The sequence below is a fragment of the Bradyrhizobium sp. CCBAU 53415 genome, assembly GCF_028128735.1.
Lineage (GTDB): Bacteria > Pseudomonadota > Alphaproteobacteria > Rhizobiales > Xanthobacteraceae > Bradyrhizobium.
Genome location: NZ_LBJF01000027.1, coordinates 1,580,597 through 1,597,964, shown reverse-complemented (window position 1 = coordinate 1,597,964; position 17,368 = coordinate 1,580,597). Strand labels below are relative to the sequence as shown.

General features: G+C 64.4%; 18 protein-coding genes. 15 read left to right on the top strand and 3 right to left on the bottom strand.

Annotated features, from left to right (window positions below; genetic code table 11):
- The first annotated feature begins 56 nt into the window (after positions 1 to 56).
- From XH87_RS35790 to XH87_RS35740, 11 genes are all read left to right on the top strand, one after another.
- Positions 57 to 479: a response regulator gene (locus XH87_RS35790; protein ID WP_035703845.1), complete on the top strand. Its 423-nt coding sequence runs from the start codon at positions 57 to 59 to the stop codon at positions 477 to 479.
- Positions 476 to 2,728, top strand: coding sequence for a CHASE3 domain-containing protein (locus XH87_RS35785; RefSeq protein ID WP_271590809.1), 2,253 nt, complete (start codon positions 476 to 478; stop codon positions 2,726 to 2,728). Before XH87_RS35790 ends, XH87_RS35785 begins: the two co-directional genes overlap by 4 nt.
- 276 nt (positions 2,729 to 3,004) lie before the next feature.
- Positions 3,005 to 4,441, top strand: coding sequence for a F0F1 ATP synthase subunit beta (atpD, locus tag XH87_RS35780; protein ID WP_271590808.1), 1,437 nt, complete (start codon positions 3,005 to 3,007; stop codon positions 4,439 to 4,441).
- Positions 4,438 to 4,860, top strand: coding sequence for a F0F1 ATP synthase subunit epsilon (locus XH87_RS35775; RefSeq protein WP_271590807.1), 423 nt, complete (start codon positions 4,438 to 4,440; stop codon positions 4,858 to 4,860). Before atpD ends, XH87_RS35775 begins: the two co-directional genes overlap by 4 nt.
- Positions 4,857 to 5,156 carry an AtpZ/AtpI family protein gene (locus tag XH87_RS35770; RefSeq protein ID WP_271590806.1) on the top strand — a complete coding sequence of 100 codons (300 nt, stop codon included), beginning with the start codon at positions 4,857 to 4,859 and terminating at the stop codon, positions 5,154 to 5,156. Before XH87_RS35775 ends, XH87_RS35770 begins: the two co-directional genes overlap by 4 nt.
- Complete coding sequence (locus XH87_RS35765; protein ID WP_271590805.1) at positions 5,153 to 5,446, top strand: ATP synthase subunit I; 294 nt, start codon at positions 5,153 to 5,155, stop codon at positions 5,444 to 5,446. Before XH87_RS35770 ends, XH87_RS35765 begins: the two co-directional genes overlap by 4 nt.
- Positions 5,446 to 6,129, top strand: coding sequence for a F0F1 ATP synthase subunit A (locus XH87_RS35760; RefSeq protein WP_271590942.1), 684 nt, complete (start codon positions 5,446 to 5,448; stop codon positions 6,127 to 6,129). The genes XH87_RS35765 and XH87_RS35760 overlap by 1 nt, the downstream gene beginning before the upstream one ends.
- Positions 6,126 to 6,371 (top strand): F0F1 ATP synthase subunit C, encoded by a 246-nt coding sequence (locus XH87_RS35755; protein WP_035703862.1) that lies wholly within the window; start codon positions 6,126 to 6,128, stop codon positions 6,369 to 6,371. Before XH87_RS35760 ends, XH87_RS35755 begins: the two co-directional genes overlap by 4 nt.
- A 23-nt stretch (positions 6,372 to 6,394) precedes the next feature.
- Positions 6,395 to 7,111, top strand: coding sequence for a F0F1 ATP synthase subunit delta (locus XH87_RS35750; RefSeq protein WP_271590804.1), 717 nt, complete (start codon positions 6,395 to 6,397; stop codon positions 7,109 to 7,111).
- Positions 7,108 to 8,649 carry a F0F1 ATP synthase subunit alpha gene (locus XH87_RS35745; RefSeq protein WP_271590803.1) on the top strand — a complete coding sequence of 514 codons (1,542 nt, stop codon included), beginning with the start codon at positions 7,108 to 7,110 and terminating at the stop codon, positions 8,647 to 8,649. Before XH87_RS35750 ends, XH87_RS35745 begins: the two co-directional genes overlap by 4 nt.
- Positions 8,649 to 9,497 carry a F0F1 ATP synthase subunit gamma gene (locus XH87_RS35740; RefSeq protein WP_271590802.1) on the top strand — a complete coding sequence of 283 codons (849 nt, stop codon included), beginning with the start codon at positions 8,649 to 8,651 and terminating at the stop codon, positions 9,495 to 9,497. Before XH87_RS35745 ends, XH87_RS35740 begins: the two co-directional genes overlap by 1 nt.
- A 26-nt stretch (positions 9,498 to 9,523) precedes the next feature.
- Here the strand turns inward: XH87_RS35740 and XH87_RS35735 are convergent, their stop codons facing one another.
- Positions 9,524 to 10,420 (bottom strand): DMT family transporter, encoded by an 897-nt coding sequence (locus tag XH87_RS35735; RefSeq protein WP_271520013.1) that lies wholly within the window; start codon positions 10,418 to 10,420, stop codon positions 9,524 to 9,526.
- An 806-nt stretch (positions 10,421 to 11,226) separates the two neighbouring features.
- Here XH87_RS35735 and XH87_RS35730 point away from each other — a divergent pair.
- From XH87_RS35730 to XH87_RS35720, 3 genes are read left to right on the top strand one after another with little or no spacing between them, the layout of a single operon-like run.
- The gene (locus XH87_RS35730) at positions 11,227 to 14,997 is read left to right on the top strand and encodes a vitamin B12-dependent ribonucleotide reductase (protein ID WP_271590801.1); all 3,771 of its coding nucleotides are present in this window, start codon (positions 11,227 to 11,229) and stop codon (positions 14,995 to 14,997) included.
- A gap of 31 nt (positions 14,998 to 15,028) precedes the next feature.
- On the top strand, positions 15,029 to 15,274 hold the full coding sequence (locus XH87_RS35725) for a DUF4160 domain-containing protein (RefSeq protein ID WP_271590800.1): 246 nt from the start codon (positions 15,029 to 15,031) through the stop codon (positions 15,272 to 15,274).
- Positions 15,255 to 15,503 (top strand): DUF2442 domain-containing protein, encoded by a 249-nt coding sequence (locus tag XH87_RS35720; protein WP_271590799.1) that lies wholly within the window; start codon positions 15,255 to 15,257, stop codon positions 15,501 to 15,503. The genes XH87_RS35725 and XH87_RS35720 overlap by 20 nt, the downstream gene beginning before the upstream one ends.
- Before the next feature lie 230 nt (positions 15,504 to 15,733).
- On the opposite strand, the gene XH87_RS35715 is transcribed toward XH87_RS35720, so the two are convergent.
- Complete coding sequence (locus XH87_RS35715) at positions 15,734 to 16,297, bottom strand: type 1 glutamine amidotransferase domain-containing protein (RefSeq protein ID WP_271590798.1); 564 nt, start codon at positions 16,295 to 16,297, stop codon at positions 15,734 to 15,736.
- A gap of 164 nt (positions 16,298 to 16,461) precedes the next feature.
- On the opposite strand from XH87_RS35715, the gene XH87_RS35710 reads away from it, so the two are divergent.
- Complete coding sequence (locus XH87_RS35710) at positions 16,462 to 16,977, top strand: ParB N-terminal domain-containing protein (protein WP_271590797.1); 516 nt, start codon at positions 16,462 to 16,464, stop codon at positions 16,975 to 16,977.
- 121 nt (positions 16,978 to 17,098) lie between these two features.
- On the opposite strand, the gene XH87_RS35705 is transcribed toward XH87_RS35710, so the two are convergent.
- Positions 17,099 to 17,365, bottom strand: coding sequence for a DUF2312 domain-containing protein (locus tag XH87_RS35705; RefSeq protein ID WP_025575662.1), 267 nt, complete (start codon positions 17,363 to 17,365; stop codon positions 17,099 to 17,101).
- Between the last annotated feature and the right edge of the window lie 3 nt (positions 17,366 to 17,368).

Genomic DNA, 17,368 nt, shown 5'->3' with positions numbered 1-17,368 from the left:
CACGATTCGCGGATATCACCAACCACAGTGGGGACTTCGATCACCTGGGAAGTGTCATGCCGCGTATTCTCGTGGTTGATGACGATCCGATGGTCGGCGCGACCATCGAGGTCCTCCTCCAACGTCAGGGCTTCGACGTCACGCTGACCGACGGCGGCGAAACAGGACTGGCTGCGCTGGAATCGCAGGCCTTCGACGTGATGCTGGTTGACATCTTCATGCCGCATATGCGCGGCTTCGAATCCATCCGCATCTTTCACGAGCGCGCGCCGACTACGCCGCTGATCGCGATGTCGGGCTACGCCTTCGCCTCATCCGCCTCGCCCTCTCCGGACTTTCTCCGCATGGCGCTGGAGCTCGGCGCAACGCGCTGCCTGCGCAAGCCGTTCACGCCCGAGGCGCTGCTGACCACGATCCGGGAATGCCTCGCCGGCCGGGGCGAGAGCGCACAGCCGATGGACAAGAAAGAAGCCCCTTGATTGCAACGCAGCGCGTCATTCTCGGTGCTGGACTTGCCATCCTCCTGATCATCACCGCGGCCTCGATCGCCCTCGACGTCAAGTCGCGGTCCGACGCGGCATGGGTCAGTCAGACCGTCCAGATACAGAAGAAGATCTCCGATCTGCGCGTGCTGCTCCGCCGCGCCGAGAGCGCCGCACGCGGCTATGAGCTCTATCGCAGCCCGGGCTTCAGCGAAGAGTTCCAGGCGGTACACGCCAGCATCGCGCCGGCCCTTGCCGACCTCAAGCACGACCTGCGCGACAATCCCGACCAGGTCGCGCTGCTGGAGGGCACCGAGCCGCTGGCGATGCGCCGGATCGAGATCGCCGCCACGGCGATGCGCCTGCGCGCCGAGAACGACCAGGCCGGCATTGCCGCGCTCAACGGCAGGGCCGAGGGCCGCGGCCTCATGGACACGGTGATGGGCAATCTCGACCATCTGAGCACCGAGGAAGAGCGCCTGCTCAACGAGCGCAGCCGGGATTCGCGCCGCACCGGCATCGTGCTGCTCGGTATCGACGTCGCCGGCGCCGTGCTGATCCTGCTCCTGGTCGCGCTGGTGATGCGCGAGAGCCGGCGCACCACGGGGGAGCTCCAGAACTCGCTCGAGCAGACACAAGCCGCCAAGGCGGCGCTCGAGGAGGCAGTGGCCGAGCGCACCGAGCACCTGGTCACCGCGCACGACGAGCTGCGGCTGTCGGTCAACGTGCTGCAGAGCACGTTTCGCAGCATGGCGGAGGCGGTGCTGGTCATCGACGCCGAGGGCAATGTCCTTCTGTCCAATCCGGCCGCCGAACGCATGCTGCAGCATCGCGCCGGGATGAACTTGAGCAATCTGCGCGCACTTTCGGATGTGTTTCACGGCGACGGCGTCACGCCGCTCAAGGCCGACGAGCTGCCATCGAAGCGCGTGCTGCGCGGCGAGCAGTTCGAAGAGCTGGAGATGATCGTCCGCCCGCACAGCGGCAACCCACCCCGCCATCTCATGATCAGCGGCCGGCCGATGCGGGACGCGAAAGGCAACATCTCCGGCGCGGTGCTGGTCTATCACGATGCGACGACCTCGCGCGAGACGGAGCGGCAACTGCACCAGTCGCAGAAGCTGGATGCGATCGGCAAGCTGACCGGCGGCGTCGCGCACGACTTCAACAACATGCTGACCGTCATCTCCGGCAACACCGAGACGCTGGTGGAGAGCCTGAAGGACCAACCCGAGCTTCAGCGCACGGCACGGCTGATCGACGATGCCGCCGAGCGCTGCGCCGAGCTGATCCAGCACCTGCTCGCGTTTGCGCGCCGGCAGCCGCTCGAGCCGCGCAACGTCGAGATCAATGCGGCGATATCGGACATCGCCAAGCTGCTGCGCCCCACCCTCGGTGAGCAGATCCAGATCGAGACCGCGCTGGAACAGGGACAGATGACCGCGCATATCGATCCGTCCAGGCTCACCAACGCCGTGCTCAACATGGCGATCAACGCGCGCGACGCCATGCCGAACGGCGGCAAGCTGCTGCTGGAGACCCAGCGCGTCGTGCTCGACGAGGCCTATGCGCAAGCCAATGCGGAGGTTCAGCCCGGCGCTTACGTGATGGTCGCGGTGAGCGACACCGGTACCGGCATGCTCCCCGACGTCCAGCAGAAGGCGTTCGAGCCTTTCTTCACCACCAAGGAGGTCGGCAAGGGATCCGGCCTCGGCCTCTCGATGGTCTACGGCTTCGTCAAGCAGTCCGGCGGCCACATCAAGATCTACAGCGAGGAAGGCCACGGCACCACGATCAAGCTCTATCTGCCGCCGGGCGAAGGCACGTCGGACGTGGCAGCCGGCGTCGCGCCGCAGGCCGAAGGCGGCGCGGAGACCATTTTCGTGGTCGAGGACGACACGCTGGTGCGCAACTTCGTCACCGCGCAGCTCCAGAGCCTCGGCTACAAGACGGTGGCCGCGCCCGACGGCCGGGCCGCGCTGCAATTGATCGAGGCCGGCCAGCCGTTCGATCTCCTCTTCACCGACATCGTCATTCCCGGCGGCATGAGCGGCCGCGAGCTCGCCGAAGAAGTGGCCAGGCGGCGGCCGGGTGTGAGGGTGCTCTACACCTCCGGCTACACCGACAACGCCGTCGTCCATCACGGCAAGCTCGACGACGGCGTGATGCTGCTGACCAAACCCTACCGCCGCAACCAGCTCGCCGAGATGATCAGGAAGGCGCTCGGCCGCGGGGCGGCCGGTTAGTTAGCCGGGATCCCATAACGCAGACTAAGGAATAGATGGCAGAGCAGGCCAGGGGTCCGTTTGTCCGGTGGACAGTGTCCCTCGGTCCGCCTTTCCCAACGCACAACCCGCGCCCTGTCTCGCAAGCATCGGTGGAACGACGGTCCATTCGCGATTGCAGGCTCTTGGGAGACTCTCGCTCGCAAACGGATTCGTGATGAGGGGCGCCGCCCCATTTGATTTCCGTCAAAGGCCGCGTGGAGTTCAACCTTAGCATAGCAAACAAAAGGACGCGGGATGACGGAAAGCAATCCAAAAACAGCTCGCGTAGACGGTAAGGTACTCGCCGTTCGTGGTGCAGTCGTCGATGTCGTTGTTGACGGAACCGTTCTTCCGGAGATCGGCGATGCGCTGATAGTCCAACGCGGAGGCAACGCCCCCTCAACACTGACGGTCGAGGTTCAAGCACATCTCGACGAACACGTCGTTCGTGGCGTCGCGCTGCAATCGACCGCGGGCCTGAGACGCGGCTTGACGGTGCGCGCGAGCGGAACTCCGGTCGCCATTCCCGTCGGTGACGCCCTCCTCGGCCGCCTGCTCGACGTGACCGGGCAACCGAGAGACGATGGGCCGACGCTGCCGGAAGACTTGCCGCGCGTTCCCATCCATGGCCGCGCGCCGCCACTGAGCGAACGCAGCCCGGCGACTGCGATCTTCGAGACCGGAATCAAGGTGATCGACCTTCTCGCTCCGCTGCCGCAGGGAGGCAAGGCGGCGATGTTTGGGGGCGCCGGCGTCGGCAAGACCGTCGTCGTCATGGAGCTTATTCACGCCATGGTCCAGGCTTACAAAGGCATTTCCGTGTTCGCCGGGATCGGCGAGCGCTCGCGCGAAGGGCACGAACTATTATCGGAAATGCGTCGATCCGGCGTGCTTGATCGCAGCGTGCTGGTGTTCGGCCAGATGAACGAGCCACCGGGCGCACGCTGGCGGGTTGGGTTGACAGCACTGACGATCGCCGAATATTTCCGCGACCGGAAGCGGCAGAACGTGCTGCTGCTGATGGACAATGTATTTAGATTCGTCCAGGCCGGCAGCGAGGTCTCGGGCCTCTTGGGAAGGCTGCCGTCACGCGTTGGCTACCAGCCGACCCTGGCGACGGAAGTCGCGGCCCTTCATGAGCGCATCGCCTCCATTGCCGGCGCCGCCGTGACCGCAATCGAGGCCGTCTATGTTCCCGCGGACGACTTCACCGATCCGGCGGTGACGGCGATATCAAGTCATCTGGACAGCACGATCATGCTGTCTCGCGCGATGGCTGCGGAAGGAATGTATCCGGCCGTGGATCCCCTGAGTTCATCCTCGATTCTGCTCGATCCTACGGTCGTCGGGCAAGAACACTACAGCACCGCAGAGCGAGTTCGCGAGATCATCGCGCATTACCGCGAACTTCAGGACGTCATCTCGCTCCTCGGTATGGACGAATTGACCGCCGGGGACCGGCTTGCAGCCGCCCGCGCCCGCCGGCTCCAGCGCTTCCTGACCCAGCCCTTCGCTGTGACGGAAGCATTTACCGGCGTAGCGGGCAAGTCGGTGCCGCTCGTAGAGACCATCAGGGGATGCCAGGCGATCCTTCGTGGCGACTGCGACAAATGGCCGGAGAGCGCGCTCTACATGATCGGCGACCTCGCCGAAGCCACGGCACGGATGAAGGCCTCGGAGATGGCCGGATGAGGCTGCTGATCACTTCCCCTACCGCAATTGTCGTCGATGATTCCGACGTTGTCTCGGTACGGGCCGAGGACGCAAGCGGCGGCTTTGGCATTCTTCGTGGTCATGCCGACCTGCTCACGGCGCTGAGCGTATCGATCGTGGCCTGGCAGGCTGCTTCCGGTCACACGCGCTACTGCGCGGTGCGTCGCGGCGTTCTCTCGGTGACCGGAGGGAATGAGGTCGGCATCGCAACGGCAGAAGCGGTTCCCGGCGACGATCTCGGCCAACTCGAGCAGATCGTCCTCGACGAATTCCGCAGGCGTACCGAAGCCGAACGCGCCTCGCGTGTCCAAGGCGCCCAGTTACAGATGAAGGCGATCCGGCAGATCGTCCAATACCTGCGCCCCGACCCGAACCACCTCAGGGAGGGCGGCGCGTGACGGCCCGTTCCGATCCATCCGGCAAAGCCTCTCCAGACGGCCTCGCAAAGGCCGTGCGCGATCAGCGTGTCCGCCGCGAGCGATGGCGGACCGAAGGCGAACCGTCCATGATGAAGTTCGTCGGCCAGATAGGCGTGCTTGGCTGGATCATAGTCGCACCCGCGCTTGGCGGCCTCTTCATTGGTCGCTGGATCGATCACAGATTCGGCACGGGCATCTTCTGGAGCGCGCCGCTGCTGTTCCTTGGCGTGACAATCGGCTGCTCGTCGGCCTGGCGATGGATGCATCAACGGTGATCGGCACAATCCTGTACAACTCCCTGGCCGTCGCGGTCGCTTCCTCGGGTTGGTTCGCGGCCGGTTCGCTGCTCGGTCTTGCGCATTTCGGCTCGCTGCGATGGACCACCCGGTGGATGCTCGGGGGACGTACCCTGTTTTCGATCGGACTACAGGGTCTTCGCTTCGTTGCGACCGCCGGGACCCTGGCCCTGCTCGCACGCTGGTTCGGCGCGCTGCCGCTACTCACGGGCACGATCGGCTTGCTGGCGGCCCGCACGGGGCTGCTGTTGCTGGAGCCGCAGCAATGATGAGTTCACCCCTCACGGCAGAGGTCGTCTTCGTGATCGGCCCTGTCGCGGTCACCAAGCCTGTCATCGTTACCTGGGGACTGATGCTGGTCATGGGCCTCGGCGGCAGCCTTGCGGCCCGATCGCTCTCGGTCCAGCCAACGACACGCCAAGTCGTCGTCGAGATGATCGTCGGCTTGGTGGAAGATCAGATCCGCGCAACCATGCGCGTGAGGCCGCAGCCGTACATCGCAACGATCGGCACTCTCTTCCTGTTCATCCTGTCTGCCAATCTGTGCTCGCTCGTGCCGGGTATCGAGCCGCCGACGGCGCATATCGAGACCGATGCCGCGCTCGGCCTGATCGTCTTCTTCGCCATAATCTATTTCGGCATCAAAGCTCGAGGGCTGAGAGGCTATTTGAAGACCTTCGCCGAGCCGACGTTGATCATGATCCCGCTCAACATCGTCGAAACGTTCACGCGTACCTTCTCGTTGATCGTTCGCCTCTTCGGTAACGTGATGAGCGGCGTTTTCGTCGTTGGCATTGTGCTCTCGCTCGCCGGCCTCCTGGTGCCGATCCCGCTGATGGCGCTCGACCTGCTGACCGGAACGGTACAGGCCTACATATTCACGGTCCTCGCCATGGTTTTCATCGGCAGCGCGCTGGACGCAGGGCAATCGAAGGAAGGAAGAAAATCATGAACTGGATCGAAATCGTCAGCATTCTCGCCGCCGCGCTTGCCGTCTCGTTCGGGGCGATCGGTCCGGCGCTTGGCGAAGGCCGCGCCGTCGCCGCGGCCATGGACGCCATCGCGCGCCAGCCGGAGGCCGCCGGGACGATCTCGCGAACGCTGTTCGTCGGCCTCGCCATGATCGAGACCATGGCGATCTATTGCCTTGTGATCGCTCTCCTCGTCCTGTTCGCCAACCCGTTCTTGCACTAGCTATGCACATCGATTGGTCGACGTTGGCGTTCCAGACCGTCAACGTGCTCATTCTGATCTGGCTTCTCGGTCGATTCTTCTTTCGTCCCGTGGCTGATATCGTCGCCCGACGGAAGGAAGAGGCAACCCGAACTCTTGCGGACGCCGAAGCGGCGCGCAAGCAGGCCGAAGACATGCGCACCGAGGCGGCCCGATTGAACGCCGCCGTCAACGCCGAGCGTGATCGTCTGCTGGGCGAGGCTCGCAAGGCGGCGGAGACGGAGAAAACGGCTTTGCTCGCACAATTGTCGGTCGAAGCCGACAAGCAACGTGAGACCGAGAAGGCGGAGATCGCGCGACAGCGCGCCGCGATGGCGCACGACGTGCTCGCGCATGCCAGCGAGCTCTCCGTCGAGATCGCGCGGCGCCTGCTCGAGCGGATTCCGGCGAGCAACCTGTTCTCGGCGTTCCTCGCCGATCTCGGCGGCACGCTGCGCAAATTGCAGCCCGACGCGCGCGAGGCCCTGGCAGTCAGCGGCGCTGAGCAGCCAATCGAGGTGATTGCGGCGGCGCCCCTCGACGACGAGCAAGCCGCAAATCTGAAGGACGCGCTACGTGCGGCCCTCGGCGTAGAGCCGGTCATGAAGATCGCGACTGACAAGTCGCTGATCGCAGGCTTCGAGGTCAGGAGCCGGAATCTCATCCTGCGCAACAATTGGCGGGCCGATCTCGCGCAGATCAGACGGGAGCTCGACAGGTGACGGACACCGTGGGTCTCGACAGATGGCTCGACGATGCCAGAACGCGCGTGAGCGCATTCGTGCCCTCGCCGACTGTCGATGAGATCGGCCGTGTCGAATCCGTCGCCGACGGCATCGCAATGATATCCGGCCTTCCCGAATTGCGTCTGGACGAGCTTGTGAGTTTCGAGCACGGACAGCGCGGTTACACGACGACGCTCGACCGCGACATGATCTGCTGCGTGCTGCTCGATGCTGCGGGGGTTGCGGCGGGCCAAACGGTGCGCGGCACTGGCGAAGTGCTCCGCGCGCCGGTCGGGCAATCGCTCCTGGGGCGCATCATCGACCCGCTTGGTCGGCCGCTGGACGAGGGGCAGGAAATCGAACCGGAGCGGTTCGATCCCATCGAACGTGCAGCACCGTCGATAATCGACCGAGACTTCGTCAGCGAACCGGTCCAGACGGGTCTGCTCGTGATCGACACCATGTTCGCACTAGGCCGCGGACAGCGCGAACTCATCGTCGGCGACCGCGCCGTCGGAAAGACGGCCATCGCGCTGGATTGCATTATCAACCAGAAATCAAGCGACGTCATCTGCGTCTATGTCGCGATCGGCCAGAAGTCGTCGACAGTGAAGCGGGCGATTCAGGCCGTGAAGGCTCACGGCGCTCCGGAGCGCTGCATCTTCGTCGTGGCCGGCGCGTCGACGGCGCCGGGGCTGCAGTGGATCGCACCTTTTGCCGGATTTACAATGGCTGAGTATTTCCGCGACCGCGGCCAGCACGCATTGATCGTGATCGACGATCTGACCAAGCATGCGGCAACCCACAGGGAAATCGCCCTGCTGACGCATCAGCCTCCCGGTCGAGAAGCCTATCCGGGCGATGTGTTCTATGTTCACGCTCGCCTGCTCGAACGTGCCGCCAAGCTCTCAAAGGCTGCGGGAGCAGGCTCACTCACGGCGCTTCCGATCGCGGAGCTGGACGCCGGAAACCTCAGCGCCTACATCCCGACCAATCTGATATCGATCACGGACGGGCAGATCGTGCTCGACTCCCGCCTGTTCCACGAAGGCCACAAGCCGGCGGTCGATGTCGGCAAAAGCGTAAGCCGCGTCGGCGGAAAGACCCAGGCGCCGGCGCTGCGGGAGGCAGCGCACTCCCTCCGCCTCGACTACGCGCAGTTCCTTGAACTCGAGACGTTCACTCGCTTCGGCGCCGTGACCGATACCGCAGTCAAGGACAAGATCGCTCACGGCAAACGGATCCGAGGCATCCTCGGCCAGCAGCAGTACGCGCCCATTCGGCTTGCGGACGAGGTCGCACTGGTCATGGCGGTTCAGGAAGGGTTGCTGGATCGCGTCGACCTTGCTGACGTCGATCGGTTTCGCAGCGAGTTGACGACCTGGCTCGATCGGAATGCAAAGGACGTAGTGGACGATCTCTCAGGCACAGGACGGCTCCTTAGCACCGACCGGACCAAATTACTCGGCGCCCTAACAGACCTTGCATCGACATTCACGAGCGACGAACCCGTCGCGGCCGAAGGAGCTTCATAGTGGCCGATCGGCTCGCCCAGGTCTCGGCGCAGATCGAGAACGTTCGCCAGCTTCAGTCCGTGGTCACCGCCATGCGCGGCATCGCAGCCTCCCGCGTGCAGCGCGCGCGTGCCCTGCTGGCAGGAGGTGACGCCTACAGCGCCGTCATTTCACGTGCCATCGGCCAGGCTTTGACGCTGCTGCCGGCCGACTACCGGCCAGGACACGGATCGCGGCGGGCCGCCGTCGTCCTTTTTTGCGCGGAACAGGGTTTTGCCGGCGCCTACAGCGAGCGCGTTCTGGATCACGGTGGCGCATATCTGCCGGACGCGACGAAATTCCTGATCGGAAGCCGCGGCGGGATAGCCGCCCGCGAGCGCGGCCTGACCACAGCATGGAGTGCGCCAATGGCAACCCATACAGAGGCGATCCCGGCGCTGGCGTCCACCATCGCGGACGCACTCTACGAGTACATCGCCGATGGCGCGCCATCGGCGATCGACGTGGTCGTGCCTGTCTGCAACTCCGCGGGCGACATCCGCATCGAGCGGCGCTCGCTGCTTCCGCTCGACCTCTCGAGCTTCAAGCGGCCCGTCGCGCAAATGCCACCGCTGACGACGCTGCCGCCCCACGAACTGCTGGAGCGGCTGACGGCGGAGTACGTCTACGCCCTGCTCTGCGAGGCCACGATGCATGCCTATGCGGCGGAAAACCAGGCGCGTATGATGGCCATGACCTCGGCGCGCAACAACATCGAAGCGAGGCTCGCCGAACTCGAGCATCGGAAGCTGCAGCTCCGGCAGGATGAGATCACGAGCGAGATTGTCGAACTCACAGCAGGTGCGCACGCCATGCAAACCATCCGCTGACTGCACCTCGCGACGCGCATCCGCGATCATCGCGTCGCCAGCACCACCGCGGCCAGCGTGAAGACCAGCGCCGCGATCTGCCCTGCCCCGAGCGGCTCGCCCAGCGCGATGGCCGAGGCCACCACGCCGATCACCGGCACGGCCATCGTCCCGATCGCGGCGACCGACGCCGGCAGGCGCGCAAGCGCTGCGAACCAGCTGACATAGGCGATGCAGAACTGCACCACGGTCGAATAGACCAAGAGCCACCAGCCGACCGGCGTCACCAACGAGAGATGCGTGGTCTCGACCAGGAGGCCGATGATCGAGATCGGCAGGCAGCCGATCCCGATCTGCCAGGCCGCGGCCGTGATCGGTGGCAGATGGATCGGGTACTTCTTCGAGAACACCGTGCCGACGGCGAAGCCGAACGCGCCGGCGAGCGCCATGATGATCCCAGGCGCTTTCTCTGCGCTGGCGGCAATGCCGTTGCCGCCCATGATCGAGGCAAGCCCGGCAAAGGCCATCACCAGCCCCAGCGTGCGCAAGACCGTCGGCCGCTCGCCCAGCACCGGCCAGGCGATGATCGAGGCCCAGACTGGCATGGTGTAGGCGATCAGCGCCGCCTCGCTCGCCGGCAGCCAGAGCAGCGCGAGGCCCATCAGCACCATCCAGCCAGTGACGTTGAGCATGGCAGCGGTCACGAGGCGCGGCCAGATCGCGCCCTCCACGCGCAGGCTTTGCCCGCGCAGCACCGCAAGCAGCGCCAGCAGCACCGCCCCGAGCACGCCGGTGACCCCGCGCAGGGTCAAAGGCGGCAGCTCGGCGAGCAGGAATTTCGTCACCGGCCAGTTGAAACCCCAGCCGATCGAGGTGATCGCGAGGAACATCAGGCCGGCCGGGGCGATGCGCGGCCGCGCATCCCGGCGAGTCGAATCAAGCATGTCTGGTAGCCCGGCAAGATCGAGCGTCAGCTTGGCCCGGATTCGGGGTCGGAACCACCACCTCGGCGGGCATGCCTGCCCTCACCTTCCGTGGGGCTACGTGAGTCCCCCTGACGCAATCCCGCCCACCAAAAATATACCTGCCCTGTGAACAGCGGGATGAAGCCTCCTCATCATCACGGGACGCAAATTTTTTCGGTTGGGAATCCCTGAGGACTCACTGATACTTGGCTCCACAACAGGCGCGGTGCAGACCCCTGTTATCCCCCGCAATCCACCATATTTAGTATTTGATTCAGGAACTCGCACTAGTTCTTGACGGGCGCAACGGAGAGTCCTAGCTTTCGATCCGTTCGGCGCGAGTGAGTTTGCGTCCCGCCGGCACTCCCCCAAAGGGTCTCGCAAATCTTTCGCTCCGCCAGCCAGCCAAAGGCTGCGGAATGAGGGCTTGTCTGCCCGCGAAATGCGGACTCCCGGGGGCGCCAGAACGGGCCGGCAACAGGCTCGGAAGGCAGACTTCACGGCGGTTTCGAAGTGACACCTGCGTGAAGTGAGACAAGTAGCGGCGTTGTGGGGCGTTGAACGCATGTCGCGCACATCCCCTTGGGGGCGGATGGGTGTGGACGTGCCGGCGGGATGATCGATGCACGCATCGACATCGCGTCGGGAAAAACAGGGCCGGATCCACCGGCTGAACTGCGGTATCTCGAGGCCGGACGGCCGCAAGGAGCCGCGAAACGAAATGTCGACCCGGCACGTCCTCAACGAGGGGCGATCCGGTCAAAGATTAAGGACGGGGCAAGACGATGCGGATTGAGCGGCGCCACACCACTTCAGGACAGTCACCTTATGCGGGAATCGAATTCCGCCTGACCACGTCGGAGATTCGCAATCCCGACGGCTCGGTCGTGTTCAAGCTGGACAATGTCGAGGTGCCGACCGAGTGGTCGCAGGTCGCCTCCGACGTGCTGGCCCAGAAGTATTTCCGGAAAGCGGGCGTTGCCGCGCGCCTGAAGAAGGTCGAGGAGGAATCCGTCCCCTCCTTCCTGTGGCGCTCCGTGCCCGACACCGACGCGCTCGCGGGTCTGCCTGAGAAGGAGCGCTATGTCAGCGAGCTCTCGGCCAAGCAGGTGTTCGACCGCCTCGCCGGCTGCTGGACCTATTGGGGCTGGAAGGGCGGCTACTTCACCTCGGACGACGACGCGCAGGCCTTCTACGACGAGCTCCGCTACATGCTCGCCATGCAGATGGTCGCGCCGAACTCGCCGCAATGGTTCAACACCGGCCTGCACTGGGCCTATGGCATCGACGGCCCCGGCCAGGGCCACTATTACGTCGACCCCTTCACCGGCAAGCTGACCAAGTCCAAGTCGGCCTACGAGCATCCGCAGCCGCACGCCTGCTTCATCCAGGGCGTCGGTGACGACCTCGTCAACGAGGGCGGCATCATGGACCTCTGGGTCCGCGAGGCGCGCCTGTTCAAATACGGCTCCGGCACCGGCTCCAACTTCTCGCGCCTGCGCGGCGAAGGTGAAAAGCTCTCCGGCGGCGGCCGCTCGTCCGGCCTGATGAGCTTCCTCAAGATCGGCGACCGCGCCGCCGGCGCGATCAAGTCGGGCGGCACCACGCGCCGCGCCGCCAAGATGGTCGTCGTCGACGTCGATCACCCCGACATCGAAACCTATATCGACTGGAAGGTGAAGGAGGAGCAGAAGGTCGCCGCCCTCGTCACCGGCTCCAAGATCAACCAGAAGCACCTCAAGGCGGTGCTGAAGGCCTGCGTCAACTGCGAAGGCTCGGGCGACGACTGCTTCGACCCCGAGAAGAACCCGGCGCTGCGCCGCGAGATCAAGCTCGCCCGCCGCAGCCTGGTGCCCGACAATTACATCAAGCGCGTCATCCAGTTCGCCAAGCAGGGCTACAAGGACATCCAGTTCGACACCTACGACACCGACTGGGACAGCGAAGCCTACCTCACGGTGTCGGGCCAGAACTCCAACAACTCGGTCTCGCTGAAGGACGACTTCCTGCGCGCGGTCGAGACCGACGGCGACTGGAATCTGAACGCCCGCACCTCGAAGAAGGTGACGAAGACGCTGAAGGCGCGCGATCTCTGGGAGAAGATCGGCTACGCCGCCTGGGCCTCGGCCGACCCGGGCCTGCACTTCAACACCACGATGAACGACTGGCACACCTGCAAGGCGTCCGGCGACATCCGCGCCTCCAATCCGTGCTCGGAATACATGTTCCTGGACGACACGGCCTGCAACCTCGCCTCCGCCAACCTGCTGACGTTCTACAACACCACGACCAAGCGGTTTGACGTCGAGGGCTACGAGCACCTCTGCCGGCTCTGGACCATCGTGCTGGAAATCTCCGTCATGATGGCGCAGTTCCCGTCGAAGGCGATCGCCGAGCTCTCCTACGAGTTCCGCACGCTCGGCCTCGGCTACGCCAATATCGGCGGTCTCTTGATGACCATGGGCCTGCCCTATGACAGCAAGGAAGGCCGCGCGCTCTGCGGCGCGCTCACTGCGGTCATGACCGGCATCACCTACAAGACCTCGGCCGAGATTGCAGCCGAGCTCGGCACCTTCCCCGGCTACAAGAAGAACGCTCAGCACATGCTGCGCGTGATCCGCAACCACCGCCGCGCCGCGCACGGCCAGTCGAGTGGCTATGAGGCGCTCAGCGTCAACCCGGTGCCGCTCGACCTCGTCTCCTGCCCGCAAGCCGACCTCGTCGGCCATGCGCAGGCGGCCTGGGATGCGGCGCTCGAGCTCGGCGAGACGCACGGCTATCGCAACGCCCAGACCACGGTGATCGCGCCGACCGGCACGATCGGCCTCGTGATGGATTGCGACACCACCGGCATCGAGCCCGACTTCGCGCTGGTGAAGTTCAAGAAGCTCGCCGGCGGCGGCTACTTCAAGATCATCAACCGCGCCGTGCCGGCCGCGCTGCGCGCGCTCGGCTATCGCGAAGCTGAGATCGCCGAGATCGAGGCCTACGCCGTCGGCCACGGCTCGCTCTCCAACGCGCCCGGCATCAACGCCTCGACCTTGAAGGCCAAGGGCTTCACCGATGAAGCCATCGCCAAGGTCGAGAAGGCGCTGCCGACCGCCTTCGACATCAAGTTCGCCTTCAACAAGTGGACCTTCGGCGAGGACTTCATCCGCGAGCAGCTCGGCATCGGCGCCGAGGCGATCGCGGCCCCCGGCTTCGACCTGCTCCAGGCCGTCGGCTTCACCAAGCGCGAGATCGAGGCGGCCAACGTCCACATCTGCGGCGCGATGACTGTGGAAGGTGCCCCGCACCTCAGGCCTGAGCACTATCCGGTGTTCGACTGCGCCAATCCCTGCGGCAAAATTGGAAAACGCTATCTGTCGGTCGAGAGCCACATCCGCATGATGGCCGCGGCCCAGCCCTTCATCTCGGGTGCGATCTCCAAGACCATCAACATGCCGAACGACGCGACCGTGGAGGATTGCAAGTCCGCCTACATGCTGTCGTGGAAGCTCGCTTTGAAAGCCAACGCGCTCTATCGCGACGGCTCCAAGCTCAGCCAGCCGCTCAACTCGCAGCTCATCAGCGACGATGAGGACGAGGACGATGCGGTCGAGACCCTCTACGAGAAGCCGATGGCCGCGCGCGCGGCCCAGGTCTCGGAAAAGATCGTCGAGAAGCTGGTCGAGCGCATCATCGTGATGCGCGAGCGCGAGAAGATGCCCGATCGCCGCAAGGGCTACACCCAGAAGGCGGTCGTCGGCGGACATAAAGTCTATCTGCGCACCGGCGAATATGACGACGGCCGCCTCGGCGAGATCTTCATCGACATGCACAAGGAAGGCGCGGCGCTCCGCTCCTTCATCAACAACTTCGCCATCGCGGTATCGCTCGGCCTGCAATACGGCGTGCCGCTGGACGAATATGTCGACGCCTTCACCTTCACCCGCTTCGAGCCGGCGGGCCCCGTGCAGGGCAACGACAGCATCAAGTACGCGACCTCGATCCTCGACTACGTCTTCCGCGAGCTCGCGGTGAGCTATCTCAGCCGCTTCGACCTCGCCCACGTCGATCCCAACGAGACGGGATTCGACGCGCTCGGCAAGGGCGTCGAGGAAGGCAAGGAGCCGGACGAGGACGGCGGCCACCACGCCACCAAGCTGGTCTCGCGCGGCCTCACCCGCTCCCGCACCGACAATTTGTTCGTGATGCGCGGCGGCTCGGCCGCGGTCAGCCAAGGCAACGACAGCGCGCCCTCAGGCGGCAGCAAGGTCACGGCGATGGCCTCGCATGGCGCGAGCGCCCGCCTCAGTGACGCCCTCGAAGGCGCCGTCGCCCTGAAGCAGGAAGTGAGCCACGACCTCTCGCCGACGGAGAAGCTCGAGCAGCTCCAGTGGAGCAAGGCCGGCAGCGCCGCGACCGCAGCCCCCACCAAGGCCGAGCGCCGCGCCGAAGCCAAGGCCAAGGGCTACGAAGGCGAGATGTGCAGCGAGTGCGGCAACTTCACGCTGGTGCGGAATGGCACGTGTATGAAGTGCGATACTTGCGGCAGCACGACGGGGTGTAGCTGATACCAGCAGCGCAAGTCGCCCGGAGGCATCGATGCCGGTTGCATTACGCCAGGGGGGCTTGCGCTACTACTTCTTCTCGAACGAGGGGCAGCCGCCCGAGCCGGCGCATATTCATGTTAAAGGCGGCGGCTGCGATGCCAAGATCTGGCTCGAACCTGCCATATCGATTGCCGATAGTTATGGCTTCAATCCGCGGGAACTTTCGAATATCCTGCGCGTCGTCGAGGACAACCGCGATCTTCTCCTGAAGGCTTGGCATGACCATTTCGGCAACTAGCGTACGCTTTGACGAATACACTATGTGGGTGGAACTGTCGGACGGCCGGACGCTCGGCGTCCCCCTCGCCTGGTTTCCGCGGCTGCTGCACGCCACGCCCACCGAGCGCGACCAAGTCGAGCTAAGCCGTGTCGGGCTGCACTGGGAAGCACTCGACGAGGATATTTCTATCGCTGGCCTACTTGCGGGACGTGGCGACGTCACGCGAACATCCGAACACGCGGCGTAGCCACCCACGCAACCGTGAGCGCAACCGACCACCCACGAAGGGCGGCAGAAGCGGGTGCGTTTCTTGCGCTTGAATCCGGTCTAGGCGCTCCCACATCGTGTCAACGGAGACTATTCATGAAGCGCGCACAAGACTTTATTACGGTGACAGTGCACTAAACATTCCCTCTCGCCCCTCCTCCACGACAGCAGCTGGATGGCGTACTCAGTGCACCGCCACAGTAACCGCGGCTAAGCCGCGCTGCTGCGCTGCATGTGACGCCCTTCCTTCACCTCTTCGATGATCTTTGCGCTGAACGCCTTGAGGTCACCGGGGTTGCGCGAGGTGATGATGCCCTGGTCGACGACGACCTCCGAATCTTCCCACTTCGCCCCGGCATTGGCGACGTCGGTCTTGATCGATTTGTACGATGTCATCCGACGGCCCTTCGCGATCCCCGTCTCGACCAGCAGCCAGGGCGCATGGCAGACCGCGGCGACGACCTTCTTGGCATCGAAGACACTCTTGATGAATTGAAGCGCCTTCGGTTCGACGCGCAGCAGGTCGGGGTTGATCTGCCCGCCGGGCAGCACCAGCGCGTCATAATCGGCCGCGGCGGCCTGATCGAGGGTCTTGTCGACTTTGACGGGGCGGCCCCAGTCCTTCTTGTCCCAGCCCTTGATCTCGCCAGGCTGCAGCGAAATGATCTCCACTGTCGCACCGGCCGCCTTGAGTGTGTCACGCGGTGCTTCGAGTTCCGATTGCTCGAAGCCATTGGTGGCGAGAATCGCGATCTTCTTCCCGGACAGTTCCATCCGTGTCTCCTTTGAGCGTGTGGTGATGCCAGTCAATCGAACGCTTCGGCGTTTCGTTCCTCGCGCCCCCCGCCGAAATTTCCTTTGCGGTCGAGCCCTTCCCTCCTAAACTCCTAACCCACCGTCATCGGTTCCGACGGGCCCGGTAGAAGCGGAGTCAGACTATGCCCAAACCGGAAAGCTTCCCGATCGAGACGATCTTCGTTCCCACGAAGCAGAAGAAGGCCATCAGGCCCGAGACCGTCGGGGAGATCGCGGAAAGTATTCTGGAGATCGGACAACAGGCCCCCATCTCCGTTCGGCGCGACGGAGACCGCCTCGTTCTGGTCGAGGGACTGCATCGGTTAGAGGCCTGCAAGGCGCTCGGCGAGACGACCATTCTCGGCGTCTTGGTCCCGGCCGAGCTTGCTGAGCACAAGCCGCGGCTAGCCGAGCGACCCGAAGTCGAGGCAGAGCGCATCAAGATGGCGCGATTGAAACAGTTGCGCCTGGCGAAGGAAGCCGCAGAGGCAGCGACGGCGGCCCCGCAGCGCATCAACGCAACGCAAGCGCCGCGCACCCGTCTGGCGAAAGGCGTCCCCAGCAATCCGAAGGCATCACAGGGCCGGGCTGCGAAGTCGCCACCGAAAACATTGTCGGCCTGGATCACGCAGCAAAAGGGCAGCGGCGGCCGCTATTGATGGCCGGGATTGCGGCGAGATCGAACCAAACGCCCGATCATAGATCGATCAATCCGTCACCGTCACGCAGGAGCGATAGCCGCAAGCGGCGGCTACCTCTCCTTGCATGATCGCGATCGTCTCAAGCCGCCTTCGCCTGCTCCGGCGAGGCCGTTTCCATCGCGCGCATGTAGAGGTCGAGCAGGCTTTCGCGCTCGTCGCGCTCGTTCTTGTCTTCCTTGCGGAGCTTGATGATCTCCTTGAGGATCTTCACATCAAAACCCTCGCCCTTGGCTTCCGCGAAGACTTCCTTCTTCTGTTCGCTCAACTCCTGCATTTCGCTGTCGAGGTTCTCGATCCGCTCGACGAACGAACGGATTTTGCCGCCGGGAATGGTGATGTCGGACATGAT